The organism is Infirmifilum sp., assembly GCF_049970975.1.
GTDB classification, from domain to species: domain Archaea; phylum Thermoproteota; class Thermoprotei; order Thermofilales; family Thermofilaceae; genus Thermofilum; species Thermofilum uzonense.
The window spans coordinates 1-19,177 of record NZ_JBMFLX010000027.1 but is presented as its reverse complement, the minus strand read 5'-3'; the positions used below and the strand labels follow the sequence as shown (position 1 = coordinate 19,177).

Here is a 19,177-nt window from a genome sequence, read left to right as displayed (position 1 = left end):
AGCTGCTGCAGGCAAGCTTGAAGAGTTAAAGAAGGTGATATCAGAACTGGAAAGCATTTCTGAGACTCACGGTCTGCTTCGTGAATCTCTAGATAATATTGCCAAGTTGCTTGAGGGTCTCAGCACAACCTTTGCGAACTCAGAGAATCTTGTAAAGTCTCTCATGGAGGAGACTCAAAAGTATACAAAGCTAGTCGAAGAATACTCCCAGCTTTCAGCTAAAGCTGAAAGCTTATCGAAACAGGTGAAGGAATTAGAGGAGATGCGGATTCGCCTCGAGGAGAAAGAGAAGATACTACTACAGCGAGAGCAGGCTTTAACACCGCTCTTCGAGCAGCTTAACAAGGCTGTCTCGAGGATCCCCGAAGTAGGGGATCTCGTCAAATACATAGAGTTTCTAAAACAAAAGGAAACTGAGCTCAACACTAAGCAGATAGAGCTTGAGAGAAAAGAAAACGAGATTAAACTTTTTGCTAACAAGGTTGCAGCTGAAAGCGACGAGCTTAGAAAGCTACGCATAGAGTTAGCTGAGCTCCAAAAGAAGCTCAAGTCATGGGAAGAAGATCTCATGAGAAGAGAAAAGACATACTCCGAGAAAATGGAGGAGCTTGCCAGGCTTGAGCGAGACCTCTCAGAAAAGGAGAGACGGGTGAGCGCTCTTATCAGCCACTACGAGGAGCTTTCTCGACAAGTGGCTCAGAAAGAGGCTGAGCTCAAAAAGCTAAACGATGAGATAGCTTTAAGAGAGAAGCGTATTAGAGAGGAGTTAGAGCCCTACCGTGACAAGCTTATAAAGGAGAATGAGCGCTTGGTAGAGTGGGAGAAGCGTCTACTCGAGAAGGAAAGAGAGCTAGTCGGGTACCAGCGCATGGTGGCCTCGAAGGAAAGCGCGCTCATAGAGCTCAGGGAGCGTCTCGAGGCAAGGCAGCTTGAACTCGATTCACGTGAGAAGGCTTTGCAGGACAAGCTGAAGAGGCTTGCCGAGCTCGAGAATATGGTTCAACAAATGGAGAGAGAAAACGTCAGCCTTCGTGAGGAGCTTAAAAAACGGGAAGAAGAGATACAGCGTCTCAGAGAGCTTTGCGGTAAGTAAATCTCTATATTCCTTTCAGGAAGTATATAAGGACGACGAGTAATGCGAATACTATCGATAATAAAATTGAGAAAACGTTCATCGCCTCAATAACCTTAAAGGGGATTTTCGACCCCCATTCCGGTTCCTCGTCCCGAGCCATCGTGAAGCCTATAATGGATGCCAGGACAGCTATAACAGCCATAGCTAGGGTTCCAAACATGTAGAGGAAGGGTGGTGTTGTAGGATTGACGTTGAAGCCATCGGTTATAATAAAGATTGCCACGTTTAGAAACAGCGGAATAAGAGTTACAATGATGAGGAGCGTGCTTGGCTTAACTTTCTCTCCCATGTAGTCTGACCACGACGTTTTCATCACCTTATGAGAGATGATGCTTGTCTTAGTCTTGTGACTACGAAGTCTTTATTAAGCATAGCGAGATATGGGGCGATCCTAGGCCCGCTGGGTCTGCCGAAGAAGACCAGGTAAAGCGTGGTGAAAAGTTTTTTCTCTAATTCCTTGTCCTTCTTCAAGCCCATCATAACATTCTTTATTGAGTCCTCGTTCCAAGAGTCGAGAGACTCTAACAATGACGCTAGTTCTCTAAGCAGACCTGCAGTGGATGCGTCTAGAATCTGGGTAATCTCCTTAGTTGGGGGCTCTGGAACTATGGATATGCGGTAGTACTCAGGTGCATATAGCTCCAACCATCTCCTTGCTAAGGATATGCGGGTCTTTATTCTTTCGAGTTCCCATGGATGCAGATCTCGATTGAGCTGCTTTGTCTCGCGTAACCTCTGTAGAACTTCCCCGATATCTCTTCCTCCGCTGGGGAGTACCTGTGCCAAGATCATCGCGGTTAAATATCTAAGCTGGAACGGGGGCTCCTTGGGCGGAGAGTGTAAGAGCGACAACCTGTAGCTTTCAGCAACATCCTCCTCGCCCTCTTCTAGACCAAAGAATACCCTTTCTGCCTTGTCAAAGTTGTCATAATAGCTCGGCACTTCTTCCAGGCTTAGCACTACTCGTCTCATCGGAGGCGAGATAAGATATATAAACCTGAGGATCTCGGGTTCCGCAACCTCTATCCATGCTTTAGGAGAGAAGCCTATGAAGTCACTTGAACCCATATCACCCACGTCTCTTCCCTTGGTCCTGTATCCAACCCACTCATATGCAAGTCCCAAAGGTGGTTCGAACCCGTAAACATTCCTCGCAAGATCGTTACAGCTGTCTCTCGACCCCCCTGGGGTGGCATGATCTTTACCGTAGGGCTCGAACATGACCTTCAAAGAATACCATACGCCAACCCACTCGACCCTCCAGTTCAGTTTACCCTTTGTAAGACTTTGCCAGCCCTCATTACCACAATGTTTACACACGTATCTAGCACGATAGTTAGCTGGGTCGACCTCAACGACCTCCGTGGTATCGATTCTGCCGCACTTATCGCAAATCGGCTGGAAGGGGAACGAGTCTTTACCTAGCTTTTTCTCACCCCTGTACTTGTTAATTGTCTCGATAACTTTTTCACGATGTGTGGTCAGTGAGAGAAGTACGAATTCCTTCATTCTATCGTTATTTTCGTAAAGTTCCTTTGTCGTCACGACTTTAACATCCTCTGCAAACCGGTTAAGATAAGAGCCAAATTCCTCCCAATAGTGATCTACCCAGTTATCATGGCATCCATGCGGGTCGGGGACACGATACAAGGGCCATCCCGTATACGAGCGCGCCTCGTTGACGTCCTTGAACTGCTTAAGCTGCCCCTCCTTACCCTTCCATGAGTCCACAGTGTACAAGGTGAGCAGATGCCTGGTCTCTTTCCCGCTTAGCTTACGGGTTATTCTTAAAACTGTGTCTACAATTGTTATCTCTCCTCTCAGCCTTCCAACGTGTTGGAGCCCCGAAACAGACAAACCGCCGTTCCCTACAATCACGTCTTCTTTACTTGTAGTGGAGAGTAATTGCCTAGCTACGTTCTCCGTCCAGTGCACGTTATCCAGCTACCTTAACATAAATATATAAATGCTTATCCCGAGCCATTTGACAAAACTTTTACCTCCCGTTGCCATGGTTCCATAGGCTGTTTTTATGAGATTATCAGCAACACTTTCAAATCCTGGATCTGAGGTTGTTGCATGGTCATATATGCGTGCTGCGCTAGCGGTACTTTTAATATTCCTGGCTTTGCCTCCCATGCTGGAGGCTGTGCCAACAGTATACGTTAACTACGCGGAGGTTCTTGAGTACGATGGCGTTTCATGGAAAAGCTCTTACCTCATGATCCCTGGGACGACTCTTTCGATAACGACATCTTCAAAAATACTAATTATCAGAACCGATGCGGCATCAGGGAAACAGCCCACCACAGTACTTGTGGATGGGGTGGACTACAAGCCGATAAGAGGAACCGGGGTTCTCTGGAATACAGCAATCCTGATGCTTGATGGGACTCCCCACAAGGTAGAAGTCACATTCTCTGATGTACCGCCTCGACAACCTATTCTAGCTTTCTTTGCACTCCCAGGTGGCTCAACGACCTCGCCTCTTAACATCTCTTCTCCTCCAATCCCAGGCTTCAAAACTTTAGGAATAAGGTTAGTACTCCTGCTTCGCGGCGGCGAGTTCGAGAACGTGGTGAATAAGCCTTTTTGGGTTCTTAACCAGACAAGTATTACTCTTCTCGGAGAGAGTCTTCAAGTAGTCGAAGCAATAGTTCCTTTTGAAAATGTATCCCTGCGTGGAGATTTTCTCAAGGCTACGTATTCCTACCTCTATGGCATAGAGGCCAGATTTGGCGTTAGAGTGCAGTTACCCCCTTACCCGGAAGTTTTCATCTTCGTCAATGCTCCTACCCATACAAACCTTAGCAGATTTCCAGCTAACCTGATTGTAGGGGGGCCTCCTAAGTTATTAATGACAAGGTTCAACGCTACTTCCATATCTCTTGATGCCTTGGTGTATCCTGTGTCATTCAATGTTGCTCAACCGGCTTCTCTCTGTGGGTTGACAGGTGTGAGTTTCCGCGTGTTTTCCTCTGAAAAGTCTTTGGGTACAAGTGATAGTTCAGTTCTGGTGAATGGAGATAATACAACGCTTCTATTCAGGTTCTTTTCGAGCGGCTTGTCGCTTGTAGACGTGATTGTAACTACTCCTCCTCCAAGGTTTACTCTGACGCCGCCAATCTATACCTTAACCTTTACACTCCTCGATAGAAGTGGGGGAAAGGTTCGCAACGCGTACTATACCATCTACTCACAAGGTAAGATTGTGGCCTCTGGCCTCACACGAAATGGAGATGCTGAAGTCTGCCCCTTACCGCCTGGAGAATATGTGATACTCATTTATTTGGCCGGTAACGTCATTGCTCGCACAAAGATCCAGGTGCAGGGAGACTCGTACCTTCCAATAATTACCAATACTACAACCGTTCAAATCACTCTCTTGAGAGAAGGTACTGAAAGCCTTCTCACAAACTACACGATAATGCTTGAGGGGAATGCCCTTTCCTATAACTCTTCCTCGAGCAGTGGTAAGGCAAAGATTGAGGGGGTTATCCCGGGAAAGTATACTTTCACTGTTTATATAGCCCAGGACAAAGTCTACGAAGGTGAACTGGAAGTCACAGAGGCTCAGAATGTTTTCGTATTCTCTCTTCCAATCTATCAGCTTAGAATACAATTGCTAGGCGCGCTTAATCAACCCATTGCAGGCATGCCCGTAGTAATATATGGTTCTGGGATAAGGAAAACCTTGAGCACAGACATTTATGGCCGCGTGGATGCAGGATTCCTGCCGCAGGGTCAGTATACTGTGCGTGTAGGAGACAGAGCCTACAATGTGACGTTAGTTTCAGACTCGTTCAAGAGTATAACGTTAGATATTATTGCCGTAGTAAACGGGTACATTATAACCACTCAATACCTTGAGTTGGCGGCATTACTCGTATTGATAATTATTGTTGTTGTCGTCGTTAGGAAGATTGTTAAAAGTTTAAAAAGGGAGCCCTCAGACATAATAGAGGTGTAGCCTGCCGCCCTGCGTCACCGGGTGATGGCTCCCGGCTACCCCTCTTGAGGGCTGTGTCTTGCTCCTGGTGTCATCTTTCTTCTCGGTGAGGCCCTACGTGGGCATCCTGTTAGACTAAAGGAAGGCACTCGACAGCATGGAAGCGACGCTCAGGGGACTCGAAAAGGACAGGAGCATGCTTGAGGGCCTCCTCGGGGCCAGGAATCTTCCATAGCTTTGATGGGAGCACTGTTACAAGCGATAAGGATTTTATCTTTGGAGGCTAGTGTTGGTGGTGATGACATTATTGACGTTGGACTGGCACTTTGAGATCGCGGAAAAGTTGGAGTTAGCCCCCATATACGAACCAGTGCTCGATGATTTCCTTCTCCTATTCCTATATTTGGATGGGAGGACGCCCTTCTATGGCGAGGAGACCCTTCACTTATGCTTCTTCCTATATCCATATGTTTCTGTAAAGGCTTCTCCCTCAGTATTCCTTCCTTTCTCACAAGAGATAGAGGACGCAATTTTAAGGCTCAGGGCGAAAGATTTAGTCGAGGAGGGCAAGGACTTTAGGGGCGGGAGATATGTTTCCATGCTGAAACTTTCTGATATAGGTGTGTCAGAGGCCAGGAAGGTTTTTTCGACTTTTGCGAATAGCTGGATCCTTCTGAACGGCTTTGTACTCAGGAGAGGATCTGAGGTACTCTCGGAGCTTGAGGCACTAAAGAAGACTTATAATGGTAAATCCCCATTAGAGCTTCTCAGGGTCATGGCTTTAAAGATCGACTCCGAGGGCGAAGTCATAATTAAGAGGCTAGGGTTTTCCTCGGAGAGGCAGGGAAAAATGATTATAGACATGGCTAAACAACTAGCACGCGAACTAAAAATCCTCATGAGAGAAAATCCCTATTGATCGGCATCCCACATGAAACCCGAAGTGATAGTTCTAGGAGCAGGTTCTGCGGGTCTGCAAGCAGCCAGAAATATCTTAGAGAGAACGAATCTCGATATATTGGTAATTGAAGAGCACGCTAGGATAGGTTATCCGGAACACTGCACAGGGCTTATTAGTTTAAACGGCGTAAAGAATGCGCTACGGGTGCCTCTGCAAAATCTAGCCGTAAACTACATACATGGAGCATACATCTATTCTCCTTCCGGGATTCGATTGCTTGTTGCGAGGACGGAGCCCGTAGCGGTTGTGATCAACAGACCTTTGTACGAGTACATGCTCTATAAATTGGTTGCTGACAGGGTAAAATTTGTATTGGGTGTAAAGGCTAGTCTCGCGAATGGAAAAGTCTACTTTAGGGACACGACCCTCAAACCCTCCTTTATCGTTGATGCAAGGGGGCTTCAAAGTCTAACCTCTAGAAGACCCGAAGCCAGAAAACACGTAATACCTGCGTTGCAGTTTGATATGAGTGCGCGACTCGAGGAGTATAAATATGTACACGTTTTTCTAGGCGATCAGTTTTCTAAAGGATTTTTTGCCTGGGCTGTTCCTCTCGACGACAATCGGGTTCGAATAGGGTTAGCCTCTAAAGGAAATGTTCTTCTAAGGTTAAAGACTCTCGCTAATCGTCTCGAGAAGATCACAAATGGTATTATAAAACCCACTTCTAGGTTGAGGGTGCTTGGTGGAGCCGTCTATACCGGTGGGCTGGCGGATCAGGTGAGCGGCACAGTTTACTATGTTGGGGACTCGGCAGGTCAAACAAAACCGACGACAGGGGGAGGACTCGTGTATCACTCCTATGCCTCTCTTTACTTGGCCGAGGCCCTCGCGAAGAACTCGCAGGCCCACTACGACTATAGCATCAGGAGACTCTTAGGACGGGAGATCAAGCGCCAGCTATTGCTGCGTAGGCTTCTTGACGGGATGAACGATAAAGAGTTAAACGAACTATTCCTGGTTCTAAAGAGGATAAATGGGGAAGAGCTCGTCTCCAAGTATGGGGACATGGATGTTCAGACAAGCTTGCTCCGGAAGCTAGGAATGGAACTTATGAAAAGAGAACCACTATTTTACCTGAGAGCTATACCTCTTCTTTTCAACCTCCTCGTAGCCCAGTTTTAACGCCTCCAGATTTATTCTCAGTAACTCTCCTTTAAACCGCCTAGTCAAAATACGCTCGATATCTTCTACACTGACGTCGATTACACGCGTGGCAAGGCTGGCCCCAATCATAACCATGTTCACAGCTATCTCCGACCCAGCCTTTAAAGCCAGTCCATTTGCATCGATTACAAAATCATTTAATCCTGAGCCTCTAATGCTTTTCAGCAGCTCTTCGCGGCTCGGCACTTTTCCGGCGGCAGGTGGAGGCAGTAGAAAATCATTCACAATAACGAAGCCTCCTTTGCGAGCCAGTTGGAGACGCCTCGCCGCCTCTATTAGCTCCAAGCCGATAATTAAGTCGGCTTCACCCGTAGTCACGATGGGAGACACTGATCCATCACCATACTTCAGGAAGACTACAACAGAGCCACCCCTCTGCGACAAACCATGTACCTCGCCTACGCTCACATTGAAGCCCTTCTCGCTTAAAGCTTCACCCAGCACACCTCCAATGGTTATAAGTCCCTGTCCCCCAACTCCAGCTACAACTATACTTTTACGCGCCATAGAGATCACCCCATCGCCGGTCGGATAGCTTTCGCAGGACATATAGAGGCGCATACGCCGCACCCTACGCAAAGCTCGGCAAGAATTCTCGGCTTTCCGCTATTCTCTCTAACTATGGCGGGACAGGCAAACTTATCCACACAGATACCACAGTTGATGCATTTTGCCTCATCGATTATATATGGTCTAATTTCCTCACCCCTACGACGCCTATTTCTAACATCAAGCAATGCGCATGGACGACGGGATACTATGACCGCCACCTCTCCTGTTTCCTTAATGTATCGCAGTGCTCGCTGTACAGTGTCTCGCACAATCGTTACATCATAGGCGTCCACCACCTCCACGAATTTGACGCCTACCGCTCTGGCCACGTCCTCTATTTTTATCTGTGGCCTTGACTCACCACTGGGCCCTACCCCGGAACCGGGGTGAGGCTGATGTCCAGTCATGGCAGTAATACTATTATCCATAACAATTACGAGGAGAGGTGTTTTGTTATACACGGCGTTTATCAGGGCTGGTATACCTGCATGATAGAAGGTGGAGTCTCCAATAAACGCAATCACAGGTTCTTTGCTAAAACGTGCTATGCCCAGTCCTATACCAATAGAGGAGCCCATACTCCACGTGAAGTCAGCCATCTCGTATGGCGGATAGAAACCAAGAGTATAGCACCCTATGTCGTTAGCATATATGGGCTTGACCCTCGCCCTCTGTGCAGCCAGCTTTACAGCATAGTATGTCGATCTATGTCCACAACCAGGGCAAAGTACAGGCGGTCTCCGCGGGAGTCCCGGAGGGCTTAGAGCTGCCTCCGGAGGCTTATATTCTATACCCGTTACAGCGGCGATCCCGGCTTTGGCGAGCTCCTTGTTCAGCTCGCCCACCCTCGGGAACACAGTTTTACCATATATTTCGGCTCCAGTTTTTTCCTCATAGCCGATGATCTTAAGCTGCCACTCGATCACAGGCTCTAGTTCCTCCACTACAATGACTTTCTCATAATTCAAGATTTCAAGAGCAATTTTTCTCGGAAGCGGAAACACCGAGGAAAGCTTATATATTGTTGGCTTTACTCCCAACTCCTCGACAGCCTCTAGGACGTAGTTGTATGTGATCCCGGAAGTGACTACTGCAACGTTGTCCTCGCCCTTAACCACGGAGTTAAACCTGAACTCAGAGAGGTACTCTTCCAGTTTCTTGAGTCTCTCTAAAACTTCGCGGTGTTTTACTAGATTGTAGGGGGGTAGGAGGGCCCATCTCTCAGGGTTCTTGTGAAAAGAGGCGTCGCGTGAAGGACGGGTAACTTCACCGAAAACTACAGGTGACCTGCTGTGTGAGAGGCGAGTGGTTGTTCTTAGAATGACACTTAACTGGAATTTTTCCGAGACTTCAAAGAGGGCTTTAGTCAAGTCTTTAGCTTCCTGTACAGTAGAGGGCTCAAAAACTGGTATGTTTGCATGAATTCCGTAAAGTCGATTATCCTGCTCGTTCTGGCTGCTGTGAGCATTCGGGTCATCCGCGGTGACGATGACCAGCCCACCAATAACCCCGGTATAGCCAAGGCTCATCAATGGATCGGAGGCCACGTTAAGTCCCACATGCTTCATCGCTACCAGGGACCTAAGCCCCATCATCGACACACCGATTCCAAGTTCGAGGGCTACTTTCTCGTTCGTACTCCATTCAACATAAATTCCATACTCTCCTGCAACATCGACAAGTGACTCTATGATCTCCGTTGAGGGGGTTCCCGGATAAGCGGCGGCAGCAGATATTCCTGCCTCCAGAGCTCCACGAGCTATTGCCTCGTTTCCAAGGAGAAGCTTTCTTTCACCAGCATTACCGCTAATAATAGCCTTCGGCACAATATTTAAGTGTTGAATTATAATTAAAGGTATTCGTGCAGACAACTATAGCGTTCACCTATCTACAGGCTGAAAAATTCGCAGAGCCTCCCCCGACGCCGTTAAACGTAAACATGCAAGTTAATTTTCCGCTTAATATATCGTTAAGTGAAAAACAGCTATCAGCCGAGTTCGTCGTTAGCGTTGAAAGCGTACCCGCTGTTTTCTCAGTTAAAATTAAAGGGAAATTCACGCTCACAGGCGACTCAAAGGAAATCGAAGAAGTAAACCTAAAACTCTCAAAAGGGTCACCTGATCCACAACTTCTCCAGATGTTAACCTCCCTAGTCTTCTTCGAAGTGATGCTCCTGTTAAAAGAACTTGGTTTTCCACCAATGCTCCCATTACAACTACCGCCGCAGCAACCAACGCCGGAGACATTCAGACCGGCGTGACTACGAAATGCAAGTCCTAGTCATTTATGGGGACAAGTGCCCCGATAATGTATTCTCCGTAACACCCGAGGGCGATTGTCCACCATGGACGCTCGCACCTGAATGGCTTGTCTCCAAAGCCCTGGCTCACGACACTCGCCTGGCGAAGCCCGAAAGGCTCTCATTTCTCTTAAACTTAGCTCCTGGTCCTCATTCTGTCTGGAAAGCCGCTGCAGTCGAGCCCGAGGAATGGTGGGGTATTCTCTCCATCGCAACCTACACAGGCACATATAGCGAGTGCAGTAGCGTATTGCTACTCCCCAACGCTCCGGCAACCTCGACGCTATCTGCTATCAGCAAAAAAGAAGTATGCATCTACGCGACCAATATACGAGGAGATTTTTTATCCATTCTTATACAAGCCCTCGGCTCACTGGGAACTGAAAAACTCATACTTTTAAACCCCACAGATCCCAGGGACTGGCACACTTTACGTCTTCATGGAATACTCGGATACATCTATGCAAAACGCCTCAGTCTCCCCAAAGCGTTACAGCTGAGGGCTTTGGCTGAAGGCGACATAGATGTTGAAAGAGCCGAAGCCAAGACTAAAGGTTCCATAGCGCCACGCGCACCACGTCCAGGCGTACCACAGGATCTCCTCAAAAATGCGTTCGGCGAAGACAGCGAGGTAGCCCTAAGTCTCCTCTCCGAGGTCGAAAACGGAGGCGGCGTAATGAGCTATAGAGCCCTGCTTGACATCACGCGTGAACTTTCCGTGAGGGGATCAGATATAGCTCGACGGCTCATTCTTTTCGGATACCTTCACCTCCGTCAAGCTCAGGTAGAGCTAACAAGCAAGGGACTCTACACTTTACTGCATGCCCGATAGGTTCCCGTGGTGCTCTTTCACAGTTTCTATAGATATAAGGAGTACAGGCGAAGCTTTTCACACTAAGATCCCGATTAGAATTTCGCCTTTATAATGAGTTTACGATGGATGGTGGACCGGCCGGGATTCGAACCCGGGACCACCCGCATGCCAAGCGGACATCCTCCCACTAGACGACCGGCCCTCTATCAAAACGAGAATATGAGACTTTTAAGTTTTTTGTCTCCTTGGACAAGGTGATACCTGTAGGAGATAGGAGTTCCTGTTGGCACTCAATGCTAAACGTGCCCAAGGCTTCGCAAAAGCATTAATTTAGTCGTCGACTAGAATACAGCTTGGCAAGAGATATGGAGGTAGATGTTGAAAAAGTAGCCTTGAAATACGCGCTAGCTAACGCTGTAAGGTTTGGGGGAAAGGCTGAGGTTAAGGCAGTCGTAAGTAAGGTATTCGCAGAGCTCCCGGAGCTGAGGACACGAGCTCGAGAAATTGTTGCTGTTGTGACGGACGTCGTCTCACGGGTTAACAACATGACTCTGGAGGAACAAGAAAAACTTCTACGGGAAACATGGCCCGAGGCCCTAGTACGTGAGAAGAGGGTGGAGGAGGAAAGAAAGCTCCCTCCACTTCCGCGCGTTGAAGAATTTAACGGTTTCGTTGTGACTCGTTTTGCCCCGAACCCTGACTTCGTCCTACACCTTGGCAGCGCGCGTCCAGCCATACTAAACTATTACTACGCTAAAGTCATGTACAAGGGAAAATTCATCCTCAGATTCGAGGACACAGACCCCAAAACAAAGAAACCCATGCTAGAAGCCTACGACATGATTAGAGAGGACCTCAAATGGCTTGGTGTTAAATGGGATGAAGAGTATATTCAGAGCCTCCGGATGCCCATCTATTATGAGCATGCGAGGAAGCTCATCGAAACTGGAGGGGCATATGTCTGTACTCACCCGCGAGATGAGATAAAGAGGATCCGTGATGAGGGCCGGCCGGATCCATGCTCGCTTCTCCCACCTGAGACACACCTCGAGAGATGGGAGAAAATGCTGGCTGGCGAGTACGGGGAGGAGCAAGCTGTACTGCGAATAAAAACTGATCCCGCGCATCCAAATCCCAGTGTTAGGGACTGGATTGCTTTTAGAGTCCTAGACACAAGTAAAAACCCCCACCCGCTCGTGGGTGACAAGTACACTGTTTGGCCGACCTACAACTTTGCATGTGCTATTGACGACCATCTTATGGGTATCACCCACATTCTAAGGGGGGAAGAACACGCGGTTAACACGATTAAACAGGAGTATATCTACAGGCATTTCGGCTGGAAGCCCCCGGTAGGCATACACTTTGGTAGACTTAATCTTGAAGGGATGATTTTGAGCAAGTCTGTGATACGTAGAGGGATTGAGAAAGGCGCGTATCATGGCTGGGACGATATTAGGCTAGGGACCTTAATAGCTCTGCGCAGGAGAGGTATACTCCCTCAAACAATCTGGGATCTAGTCTTTGAGGTCGGGATAAAGCCTTCCACTGCTACCCTGAGTACTGAGAAGATACATGCCTTGAATAAAAAGTATCTCGAGCCCATTTCTAATAGGTATATGTTTGTAGCCGAACCCGTTAAGGAGTATGTTCTTTCCGGGGTTACGCTGCCAGTTGTCGCCGAGGTTATGGTTCACCCATCTTATCCAGAGAGAGGGCGTAGGAAGATAATTCTCGAATCACCTCACATCCTAGTTGAAGAAGGTGCTCTCGCGGGTAAAGGGGAAGTTCGACTAATGGGGCTCGGGAATTTCATGATAGGTGAGGAGGGCAGGCTAGAATTTCTCAATAATGACGTGGCGTATGCTAAGGATCACGGGCTCCCAATAATCCAATGGGTTCCTAAGGACGACAATTTCCCTGGAACAATTCTGAAGGCTGAGAGAACGGAGGTTCGGGTAATAAAAGGTTACGGGGAGCCTGCGACACGTGAACTAAAAAGTGAGGATAGGGTACAATTTGTCAGGATAGGTTTCATTAGGGTGGAGAAGCCAGGTGTCTATATATTCACGCATGATTAGGTTTGTTTCTGGAGGTTCCAGGGCTTCCCCTCTTTAATTATTTTCTCAGGCACTTTGTCCTTAATGCTTTCCAGGAATTTGAGATCGCTCTCCTTTTTACGTAAATGGTCTGGAAGTATTATGGGTATCTCGTCTTTTATCGGCCACCAGCGCCCGCACTGAGGACAATATAAAATTCCGGTCTTCACCTCGAATTTTATGCATTCATCGCAACCAGGATCCCTGCCTCCCAGATCCTCTACCTTCACACCCCTATAGGCACAGTATAGCTCGCAGGCAGGCTTTGTCTTGAAAGTAAATGTTCTCCCCTCGTACTCCACCTTCTCAACCACGTATAGCTCTAGCGGGAAATGCTTGTCGTAGGGGCAAGCCAGGAGATCCATTAACCGGTATTTCATATCTCTTCTTCACAACTAATCGAGTCCTCAGTATTTAGATATTTCTCTCCTGGATCATTTTTGGCACGGTAAGAATTTTTAAGGCAATTGAAAGTATCGAAATGTATGAGAGTCCCATCCAATATATTTAGGGCTTATGATATTCGTGGTGTTTTTGGAAAGGATCTCACGCCTGACGTCGCAACAATAATAGGGGGGGCTCTCTCAAACTTTGAGCAAGACGAGTACTGTGTCTGCCACGACACTAGGTTCAGCTCCCCCATACTAGCGAAAGCCCTTATTAGTGGTCTCCTAGGAGCAGGTTCAAGTGTTGTGGAAGCTGGAGCAGGCCCCATAGGTATGGCTATTTACGCCTCCAAGCATCTTGGTTTTCATGTAGCGTATATCACGGCATCCCATCTGCCTCCAGAGTGGAACGGGTTTAAACTCTTCCGAGGAGGTGGAGACCCGATTTGTCTGGGAGATATCGAGAAGATCCGAACTCTTGCAGAGAAAGGCGTGGCCTGGGCTGATCTGAAAAACTACGGCAAATCCAAGGAGCGAGAAATACTTCCAGAGTACTACGAGTTTCTACACAGGATAGGGAGTCATAAGGGAGGCCTAAAAGTCGTACTCGACTGCGGTAACGGTGCGACATCCCTGATGTTGCCTCACCTGTTGAGAGACCTTGGATATGAGGTCTACACTGTAAACTGTGATGCTGATCCACGCTTCCCAGCGCGCGGCTCTGAACCAACTCCTGATAACACGAGGTATATGGAGCATCTTGTCAAGTATTATAAAGCTGATCTCGGGGTATCCCTGGATGGGGATGGGGATCGAGTAATATTTTTTGATGAAAATGGTGAGCCCTTAACCCCGGAGCAAGCTGCAGTGGTCATGCTTAACCGGTTAAGCAGAGCAGAGGTTGCCGCGAATGTTGAGTGTTCTAGCATAGTTGATAAGGCGGTGGCTGCGAGGCGCGGAAGAGTTGTCAGGGTGCCTGTGGGCAGGATCTTCATGATTCTCGACGCGATCAAGGCGGGCGTGGAACTGGGTGTCGAGAGTAGCGGACATTTTGTGACTTACAAAGGGGTTAACCTGGACGATGGTATAGTTTCTCTTCTCTTCATGCTTGAGACGATTGAAACGCTTGATGGGCCTCTCTCATCATACAGGGTTCCAATGCCTCCTGTAAAGAAACTCAAATTGGATGTTCCAGACGAGAAGAAATTCGGTCTTGTCGAGGCATTACAGGAGAAGTATTTGAGGGAATATCAAAGAGTGACTACTCTCGACGGTGTTCGAGTAGATACCGATAAGGGTTGGTTTCTCGTTAGAGCCTCTAACACCGAACCCGTAATACGTATAACAATAGAGGCCGAGGATATGGAGACACTCCAAGATCTTGAAAATAAAGTAACGAGAGATATAAAGCAACTACTCTGAGTCTGGATTCCCGGCGCTTTAACTAATCTTCAAAATAGCTTACCCTTTCCAGACTTTGGCATAAGAATTAGCTCCTAATCCTTCCTTGCATGGGGGATTGAGATATGGGAGAAAAAATAAATAAGAAGCATTGTTACCATTAGGGGGTTGTATTTGAGCGTGGTAGCCATAGGAGCTACGGAAACCATAGACCCCCTACGGCTTCTGGGGTTCGAGGTGATAAAGGTTAGCGAGAAGCCTAGTCAGGAGGAGGAAGAGGCAATTATTTCAAAGATACTTGAGAGCAAGGTCGCTATGATTGAGGGAGAAATATACGCCTTGATAAGCAACAGGCTCAGCGAGGTAATGGCCGTAATGAAGGAACCTCCTTTGCTGGTTGTAGTGCCCTCCTCCTCCAAGGCATCTACTCACAGGTTGGAAGAATTATATAATAAGCTCTCTTTAGCAGTCGGGGTGAGGTTGAAATGGGTCAAGAGAGAGTAGAGTCTGTTCAATCTTTTACCAGTGAGATAAACATAAAATTGATACTTGAGGAGCAAAGGAAGGCTGAAGCTCGAGTAGCTGAGGCGAAGAAGATTGCCGACGAGATTCTAAACAAGGCTAAGGAACAAGCCAAATCTATACTAGCTAAAGCACAAGAGGCAGCGCTAGACGAGGAAGTGCAAAGGCTTCTAGAAGAGGAACGCAGGAAGCGCGAGGAAAGCCTTAAAGCCTATGAGAGTCAGGAGCTAAAGAAGCTGAACGAGGTCAAGTCAGCCCTTGAATCCCGCAGGGAAGATTTGAGAAAACTTCTCCTGGAGACTTTGATAGGGTGAGATGATGAGCGAAAATCAGAACTTTATGGAGGCTATAATAAAGGAGCTGAGAAGCGCGGCAGAGGAGGAATATCAAAGGATTATTAGAGAGGCTGAGGAAGAGGCCAAAAGAATATTAGATGAAGCAAACGTGAAGGCAGAGGATCTCAGGAAGCAGAAGATCAACCAACTTCTCACCGAGACTAGGCAGAAAATTGAGGCAGAGCTTGCCCCTAGGAGGTTGGAAATAAGGCGGAAATACCTAGCCGAAAGATACAACTACATATTCAATCTCCTCGAGGAAGTGCTATCACAAGTGGCTCTAGAAGTTTTAAGGGACGAGAATCACTACTACGCATTTTTATCCAAAAGATTTGAGGAGGCTATTCAAAACATGAAAAACAATCAAATAACGATCAGGCCGTGCCGGGGGAGTAAAACAATCATCGAAAAAGTGATAAGGGATAAGACATCAGCCCTGACCAAGGTTAAGCCCGGATTAGTTCTAAGCGTCGGCGAGGAGATAGACTGTCAGGGCGGCTTTGTAGCAGAGTCAGCTGATGCGAAAGAGTACTTCAACGCCACTCTTGAAGCCAGACTGACAGAGATACGTGAAAGAGTACTGCCCGAGCTTCTCAAAAAACTCCTCTACGAGAACAAGGAAAAATAGAATTTTACGAGCTGAGCGGCTTCTTTATCCTGTTTGTTTCTAGTTCAATGATCGCCGGTAAAGGGCTCTTATACTTGATCTCTGAGAGCTTTCCTTTTCCTATCTGTCTGGCAAGCACATCGTCAATAAGTAGCAAGTCAACCTCTTTTTTGTTTACGACCTCCTCTATGACCTTCAAAGCTTCTTTCCAATTGTCAACAACGTATACCTTGTCTACGCCGCTGGCCTCAATCGCCTTCTCGAGATCAGATAAAACAACTGCCCCTATCTTCAACCTAGCACCCACCTTGAACATATCCAGGACCTAATAACATTAAACTATCCCCCTTTAGGGGTATGACTGTATTAAATACCTACCTTTTTAATCTGTACGTCGAAGACGACTTTGTAAACATGCGGAGCATATGGGGCTACCACCCTAGCTTCAAGCAGGCTGGCCTGATAGCCTTTCAGTTCAGCCACCTTACGCACGACCTCGAAGCCTCTCTGAAAAAGAGTGTCTTCTCGATCCCAGAAGTAGAAGTGTATCACGCCTCCAGAGGGCTTGAGAGAGCCAAAAGCCTCCTGCAAGAACATATATGCTCCCTTGGGAAGAGGCATGACGACCCTGTCTGCAAATCCCGAGAATTTTAATGCCTCTAGGCGTACGTCGCCTAGTATGGGTAATATCTTATCTTCTAGCTTGTTTAGCCGTATATTCTCAACCATGTACTTGTAGGCTACCGGGTTGATTTCTATTGCGACAACCTTATTCACTAAGGGCTGTTTCCTTGCTATTGCTATAGCGTATGGCCCGACACCCGCAAACATTACGATAACGTTTTCTCCGGGCTTTACCTTACCGGCAACCCTCTGCCTCTCAGTTGCCTCGCGAGGAGAGAAATACACCTGAGTAACGTCAAGCTTTAAAACATAACCGTGTTCACGATGAATTACCTCTCTAACCTCCTCGCCAGCGATCAATACTAGTTCACGTACCCTATACTCTCCTTTCCTCTCCCCCATCTTCCTATACACTGCTTTCACGCTCTTATGAATCTCCATTATCTTCTCGCCAATGATTTTGCTGTATGGCTCAAGCTCATCAGGAAGCTCGATGATCGCTACAGCCTTTCCTTTCGAGCCTACTATGTCAAAGCTTGTCGGCACCATTCCTAGGATATTGTCGGGTAAATACCCCTTAAGTTTATCCCGAAGTGTAACCATACCTTTAATAAAAACTGATTCAATCCTAACTTTATGCGTTTAGCCGTCGTCAACGCATCATATCCGCTCTCTGAAGATGTAGACAGCATCGTTTTCTCATTCGAAAGCGGGGTCCTTTACACTGGGAGGGAGAGCGGCATTAATAGATTTCAGCCTCTGAGAGTAATAGACGCCGACCAGCGTATAGTTATCCCGGGACTTACCGATGCCCACATGCACTTATACTCTACTGCTCTAGCTCAGGGACGCCTAGATTTGAGAAAGGTAAAGTCAATTGATGAGCTAAAGGAACTGGTAAGGAAAGCATACGAGTCATCCGCTAAGAACGAGTGGATCGTGGGCAGGGGCTGGGATCAAGATAAGATGGAGGAAAAACGACTCCCAACCCGATATGATCTCGACGAGGTGGCACCTGAAAAACCAGTCGTTCTCGTAAGAGTTTGCGGTCACGCAGCTGTTCTTAATACAAAGGCTATGGATATCCTCGGCTTAAAGGAGAAGTACGATAAGATGGCTAAATTTATCCAAATTGAAGACGGGAAACCCACAGGAGTTGTACTCGAGGATCTCGTATACTATGTCTTATCTAAGATTCCACCACCTCCAATGGATAAAGTTGTGAGTCTGGTGAAATCTTTACTGGAGGAATATTTGTCCTACGGAGTGGTACAACTCCACTCCATGTCTGTCACCGAGGATGAGCTTGAAGTTATCGCTCGCTTGGAGGATCTCGGAGAACTTATCCATGAGTACAACGCATATATTGAGCACTCAGAGTTCTTGAGAGGAGTTCAAAAGAAATACCGGGGCCTTATAAGAGGAGTTAAGCTCTTCTCCGATGGCAGTTTCGGCGCCAGGACTGCAGCCTTGAGGCAGCCCTATTCAGACGCAGGAGTAAGCGGCGAACTCCTCCTCGACGCCAAGGCAATCCTTGAGTTATCCTCGGGCGTTGTTCGTGAAAATCTTGAAGTTGCTGTCCACGCGATCGGAGACAAGGCACTTGAACAAGTTTTGGAAGCGGCAAAGCATTTAAAAAACACGCTTCGTATAGAGCATGCTTCTCTAACTCCTTTAGATCTACTCGAAAAAATTTCCCAGTTAAGGCCTCGAATATCTGTCCAACCACACTTCATTCTAAGCGACACCTGGATAACAGACAGACTGGGCGACAGAACCCAATGGGTCTATGTCTTCAAGTCTCTCCTTTCGAGTGGAGCCCGCCTCATGGGATCATCGGACTCCCCGGTAGAGCCTTTTAATCCATGGCTAGGCGTCTATGCGGCAGTGGAGAGGGGAGGACCAGAGGGGTTGCCAATATATAATTACACCTCCTTCGAGAAACTCACCTTTACAGAGTCCTTGCGATTATACTCAGAAAACACCTCTCTTGGCAGATCCCTTGTAGTCACAAACCTTCGAAATATACCACGCAGCAAGCAGGACTATGAGAGGGCGAGGGCCGAGATTGTTATCACTAGGAAGGGGGTAAAGGAGGTAATTTCAAAAGCCCAATGAGGCTTGTCAGAAAAGACCAATCATTTCATCTCTCAAGCTGACGTGCAATCATCATCCGACATTCCATTAGAAAAAGAGTTAAATAATGATTACTCTCTAAACGTTAAGGGGCCGGTCGTCTAGTGGGAGGATGCCGCCCTTGCAAGGGCTAATGTAGGGGGCTCCGAGTACGGCGGCGGTCCCGGGTTCGAATCCCGGCCGGTCCACT

General features: G+C 47.5%; 19 protein-coding genes and 2 tRNA genes. 13 read left to right on the top strand and 8 right to left on the bottom strand.

Annotated features, from left to right (window positions below; all coding sequences use genetic code 11):
- Positions 1 to 1,093 (top strand): hypothetical protein (locus ACP5KC_RS05640; RefSeq protein WP_428286940.1); only part of this gene is annotated, 1,093 nt, incomplete at its 5' end.
- Positions 1,094 to 1,097: 4 nt separating this feature from the next.
- On the opposite strand, the gene ACP5KC_RS05635 is transcribed toward ACP5KC_RS05640, so the two are convergent.
- Together ACP5KC_RS05635 and lysS are read right to left on the bottom strand one after the other, a co-directional pair.
- Positions 1,098 to 1,448, bottom strand: a complete 351-nt coding sequence (locus ACP5KC_RS05635; protein ID WP_052884326.1) for a hypothetical protein — start codon at positions 1,446 to 1,448, stop codon at positions 1,098 to 1,100.
- A complete protein-coding gene (gene lysS, locus ACP5KC_RS05630) occupies positions 1,448 to 3,070 on the bottom strand; it encodes a lysine--tRNA ligase (RefSeq protein WP_273432976.1) in 1,623 nt (540 codons plus the stop codon). Before lysS ends, ACP5KC_RS05635 begins: the two co-directional genes overlap by 1 nt.
- Positions 3,071 to 3,167: 97 nt before the next feature.
- On the opposite strand from lysS, the gene ACP5KC_RS05625 reads away from it, so the two are divergent.
- The 3 genes from ACP5KC_RS05625 (at position 3,168) to ACP5KC_RS05615 (ending at position 7,170) form a co-directional block, all read left to right on the top strand.
- On the top strand, positions 3,168 to 5,105 hold the full coding sequence (locus tag ACP5KC_RS05625; protein WP_428286939.1) for a hypothetical protein: 1,938 nt from the start codon (positions 3,168 to 3,170) through the stop codon (positions 5,103 to 5,105).
- 277 nt (positions 5,106 to 5,382) lie between these two features.
- Positions 5,383 to 6,003, top strand: a complete 621-nt coding sequence (locus ACP5KC_RS05620) for a hypothetical protein (RefSeq protein ID WP_052884322.1) — start codon at positions 5,383 to 5,385, stop codon at positions 6,001 to 6,003.
- 12 nt (positions 6,004 to 6,015) lie between these two features.
- On the top strand, positions 6,016 to 7,170 hold the full coding sequence (locus ACP5KC_RS05615; RefSeq protein WP_052884321.1) for a lycopene cyclase family protein: 1,155 nt from the start codon (positions 6,016 to 6,018) through the stop codon (positions 7,168 to 7,170).
- On the opposite strand, the gene ACP5KC_RS05610 is transcribed toward ACP5KC_RS05615, so the two are convergent.
- Both ACP5KC_RS05610 and iorA read right to left on the bottom strand, forming a co-directional pair.
- Positions 7,114 to 7,719 (bottom strand): indolepyruvate oxidoreductase subunit beta, encoded by a 606-nt coding sequence (locus ACP5KC_RS05610; RefSeq protein WP_191118444.1) that lies wholly within the window; start codon positions 7,717 to 7,719, stop codon positions 7,114 to 7,116. The two genes, ACP5KC_RS05615 and ACP5KC_RS05610, sit on opposite strands and share 57 nt — an antisense overlap.
- A gap of 5 nt (positions 7,720 to 7,724) precedes the next feature.
- Positions 7,725 to 9,590, bottom strand: a complete 1,866-nt coding sequence (gene iorA / locus ACP5KC_RS05605; RefSeq protein WP_273432973.1) for an indolepyruvate ferredoxin oxidoreductase subunit alpha — start codon at positions 9,588 to 9,590, stop codon at positions 7,725 to 7,727.
- A 35-nt stretch (positions 9,591 to 9,625) separates the two neighbouring features.
- Between iorA and ACP5KC_RS05600 the strand changes: the two genes are divergently transcribed.
- Positions 9,626 to 10,024 (top strand): hypothetical protein, encoded by a 399-nt coding sequence (locus ACP5KC_RS05600; RefSeq protein WP_424739049.1) that lies wholly within the window; start codon positions 9,626 to 9,628, stop codon positions 10,022 to 10,024.
- A 7-nt stretch (positions 10,025 to 10,031) separates the two neighbouring features.
- The gene (locus tag ACP5KC_RS05595) at positions 10,032 to 10,895 is read left to right on the top strand and encodes a hypothetical protein (RefSeq protein WP_273432971.1); all 864 of its coding nucleotides are present in this window, start codon (positions 10,032 to 10,034) and stop codon (positions 10,893 to 10,895) included.
- A 109-nt stretch (positions 10,896 to 11,004) separates the two neighbouring features.
- Here ACP5KC_RS05595 and ACP5KC_RS05590 read toward each other — a convergent pair.
- Positions 11,005 to 11,079: transfer RNA gene (locus ACP5KC_RS05590), tRNA-Ala, on the bottom strand.
- Between the two features lie 163 nt (positions 11,080 to 11,242).
- Here ACP5KC_RS05590 and ACP5KC_RS05585 point away from each other — a divergent pair.
- Complete coding sequence (locus ACP5KC_RS05585; protein WP_052884917.1) at positions 11,243 to 12,958, top strand: glutamate--tRNA ligase; 1,716 nt, start codon at positions 11,243 to 11,245, stop codon at positions 12,956 to 12,958.
- Here ACP5KC_RS05585 and ACP5KC_RS05580 read toward each other — a convergent pair.
- A complete protein-coding gene (locus ACP5KC_RS05580) occupies positions 12,955 to 13,356 on the bottom strand; it encodes a Trm112 family protein (RefSeq protein ID WP_052884316.1) in 402 nt (133 codons plus the stop codon). The two genes, ACP5KC_RS05585 and ACP5KC_RS05580, sit on opposite strands and share 4 nt — an antisense overlap.
- Before the next feature lie 105 nt (positions 13,357 to 13,461).
- On the opposite strand from ACP5KC_RS05580, the gene ACP5KC_RS05575 reads away from it, so the two are divergent.
- From ACP5KC_RS05575 to ACP5KC_RS05560, 4 genes are all read left to right on the top strand, one after another.
- Positions 13,462 to 14,784: a hypothetical protein gene (locus ACP5KC_RS05575; RefSeq protein WP_052884315.1), complete on the top strand. Its 1,323-nt coding sequence runs from the start codon at positions 13,462 to 13,464 to the stop codon at positions 14,782 to 14,784.
- A 159-nt stretch (positions 14,785 to 14,943) separates the two neighbouring features.
- Positions 14,944 to 15,267, top strand: a complete 324-nt coding sequence (locus tag ACP5KC_RS05570) for a V-type ATP synthase subunit F (protein WP_236944940.1) — start codon at positions 14,944 to 14,946, stop codon at positions 15,265 to 15,267.
- Positions 15,249 to 15,599: a hypothetical protein gene (locus ACP5KC_RS05565; protein ID WP_052884313.1), complete on the top strand. Its 351-nt coding sequence runs from the start codon at positions 15,249 to 15,251 to the stop codon at positions 15,597 to 15,599. Before ACP5KC_RS05570 ends, ACP5KC_RS05565 begins: the two co-directional genes overlap by 19 nt.
- Before the next feature lie 4 nt (positions 15,600 to 15,603).
- A complete protein-coding gene (locus tag ACP5KC_RS05560) occupies positions 15,604 to 16,248 on the top strand; it encodes a V-type ATP synthase subunit E (RefSeq protein ID WP_191118442.1) in 645 nt (214 codons plus the stop codon).
- A 4-nt stretch (positions 16,249 to 16,252) separates the two neighbouring features.
- On the opposite strand, the gene ACP5KC_RS05555 is transcribed toward ACP5KC_RS05560, so the two are convergent.
- Positions 16,253 to 16,543 (bottom strand): V-type ATP synthase subunit F, encoded by a 291-nt coding sequence (locus ACP5KC_RS05555; protein ID WP_052884311.1) that lies wholly within the window; start codon positions 16,541 to 16,543, stop codon positions 16,253 to 16,255.
- Positions 16,544 to 16,593: 50 nt separating this feature from the next.
- On the bottom strand, positions 16,594 to 17,454 hold the full coding sequence (locus ACP5KC_RS05550; RefSeq protein WP_273432970.1) for a class I SAM-dependent methyltransferase: 861 nt from the start codon (positions 17,452 to 17,454) through the stop codon (positions 16,594 to 16,596).
- Between the two features lie 33 nt (positions 17,455 to 17,487).
- Here ACP5KC_RS05550 and ACP5KC_RS05545 point away from each other — a divergent pair, with 33 nt between their 5' ends.
- Positions 17,488 to 18,969 (top strand): amidohydrolase, encoded by a 1,482-nt coding sequence (locus ACP5KC_RS05545; RefSeq protein ID WP_428286938.1) that lies wholly within the window; start codon positions 17,488 to 17,490, stop codon positions 18,967 to 18,969.
- A gap of 108 nt (positions 18,970 to 19,077) precedes the next feature.
- A tRNA-Ala gene (locus tag ACP5KC_RS05540) sits at positions 19,078 to 19,175 on the top strand.
- Positions 19,176 to 19,177 lie beyond the last annotated feature (2 nt).

Bases quoted from the DNA above. Each gene is read 5' to 3' on its own strand.
- ACP5KC_RS05545 (WP_428286938.1), top strand. From the start codon at position 17,488: ATGCGTTTAGCCGTCGTCAACGCATCATATCCGCTCTCTGAAGATGTA.
- ACP5KC_RS05555 (WP_052884311.1), bottom strand. From the start codon at position 16,543: ATGTTCAAGGTGGGTGCTAGGTTGAAGATAGGGGCAGTTGTTTTATCT.
- ACP5KC_RS05595 (WP_273432971.1), top strand. From the start codon at position 10,032: ATGCAAGTCCTAGTCATTTATGGGGACAAGTGCCCCGATAATGTATTC.
- ACP5KC_RS05565 (WP_052884313.1), top strand. From the start codon at position 15,249: ATGGGTCAAGAGAGAGTAGAGTCTGTTCAATCTTTTACCAGTGAGATA.
- ACP5KC_RS05575 (WP_052884315.1), top strand. From the start codon at position 13,462: ATGAGAGTCCCATCCAATATATTTAGGGCTTATGATATTCGTGGTGTT.
- ACP5KC_RS05620 (WP_052884322.1), top strand. From the start codon at position 5,383: ATGACATTATTGACGTTGGACTGGCACTTTGAGATCGCGGAAAAGTTG.
- ACP5KC_RS05625 (WP_428286939.1), top strand. From the start codon at position 3,168: ATGAGATTATCAGCAACACTTTCAAATCCTGGATCTGAGGTTGTTGCA.
- ACP5KC_RS05635 (WP_052884326.1), bottom strand. From the start codon at position 1,448: ATGAAAACGTCGTGGTCAGACTACATGGGAGAGAAAGTTAAGCCAAGC.
- ACP5KC_RS05615 (WP_052884321.1), top strand. From the start codon at position 6,016: ATGAAACCCGAAGTGATAGTTCTAGGAGCAGGTTCTGCGGGTCTGCAA.
- ACP5KC_RS05580 (WP_052884316.1), bottom strand. From the start codon at position 13,356: ATGAAATACCGGTTAATGGATCTCCTGGCTTGCCCCTACGACAAGCAT.
- ACP5KC_RS05585 (WP_052884917.1), top strand. From the start codon at position 11,243: ATGGAGGTAGATGTTGAAAAAGTAGCCTTGAAATACGCGCTAGCTAAC.
- ACP5KC_RS05560 (WP_191118442.1), top strand. From the start codon at position 15,604: ATGAGCGAAAATCAGAACTTTATGGAGGCTATAATAAAGGAGCTGAGA.
- ACP5KC_RS05610 (WP_191118444.1), bottom strand. From the start codon at position 7,719: ATGGCGCGTAAAAGTATAGTTGTAGCTGGAGTTGGGGGACAGGGACTT.
- ACP5KC_RS05550 (WP_273432970.1), bottom strand. From the start codon at position 17,454: ATGGTTACACTTCGGGATAAACTTAAGGGGTATTTACCCGACAATATC.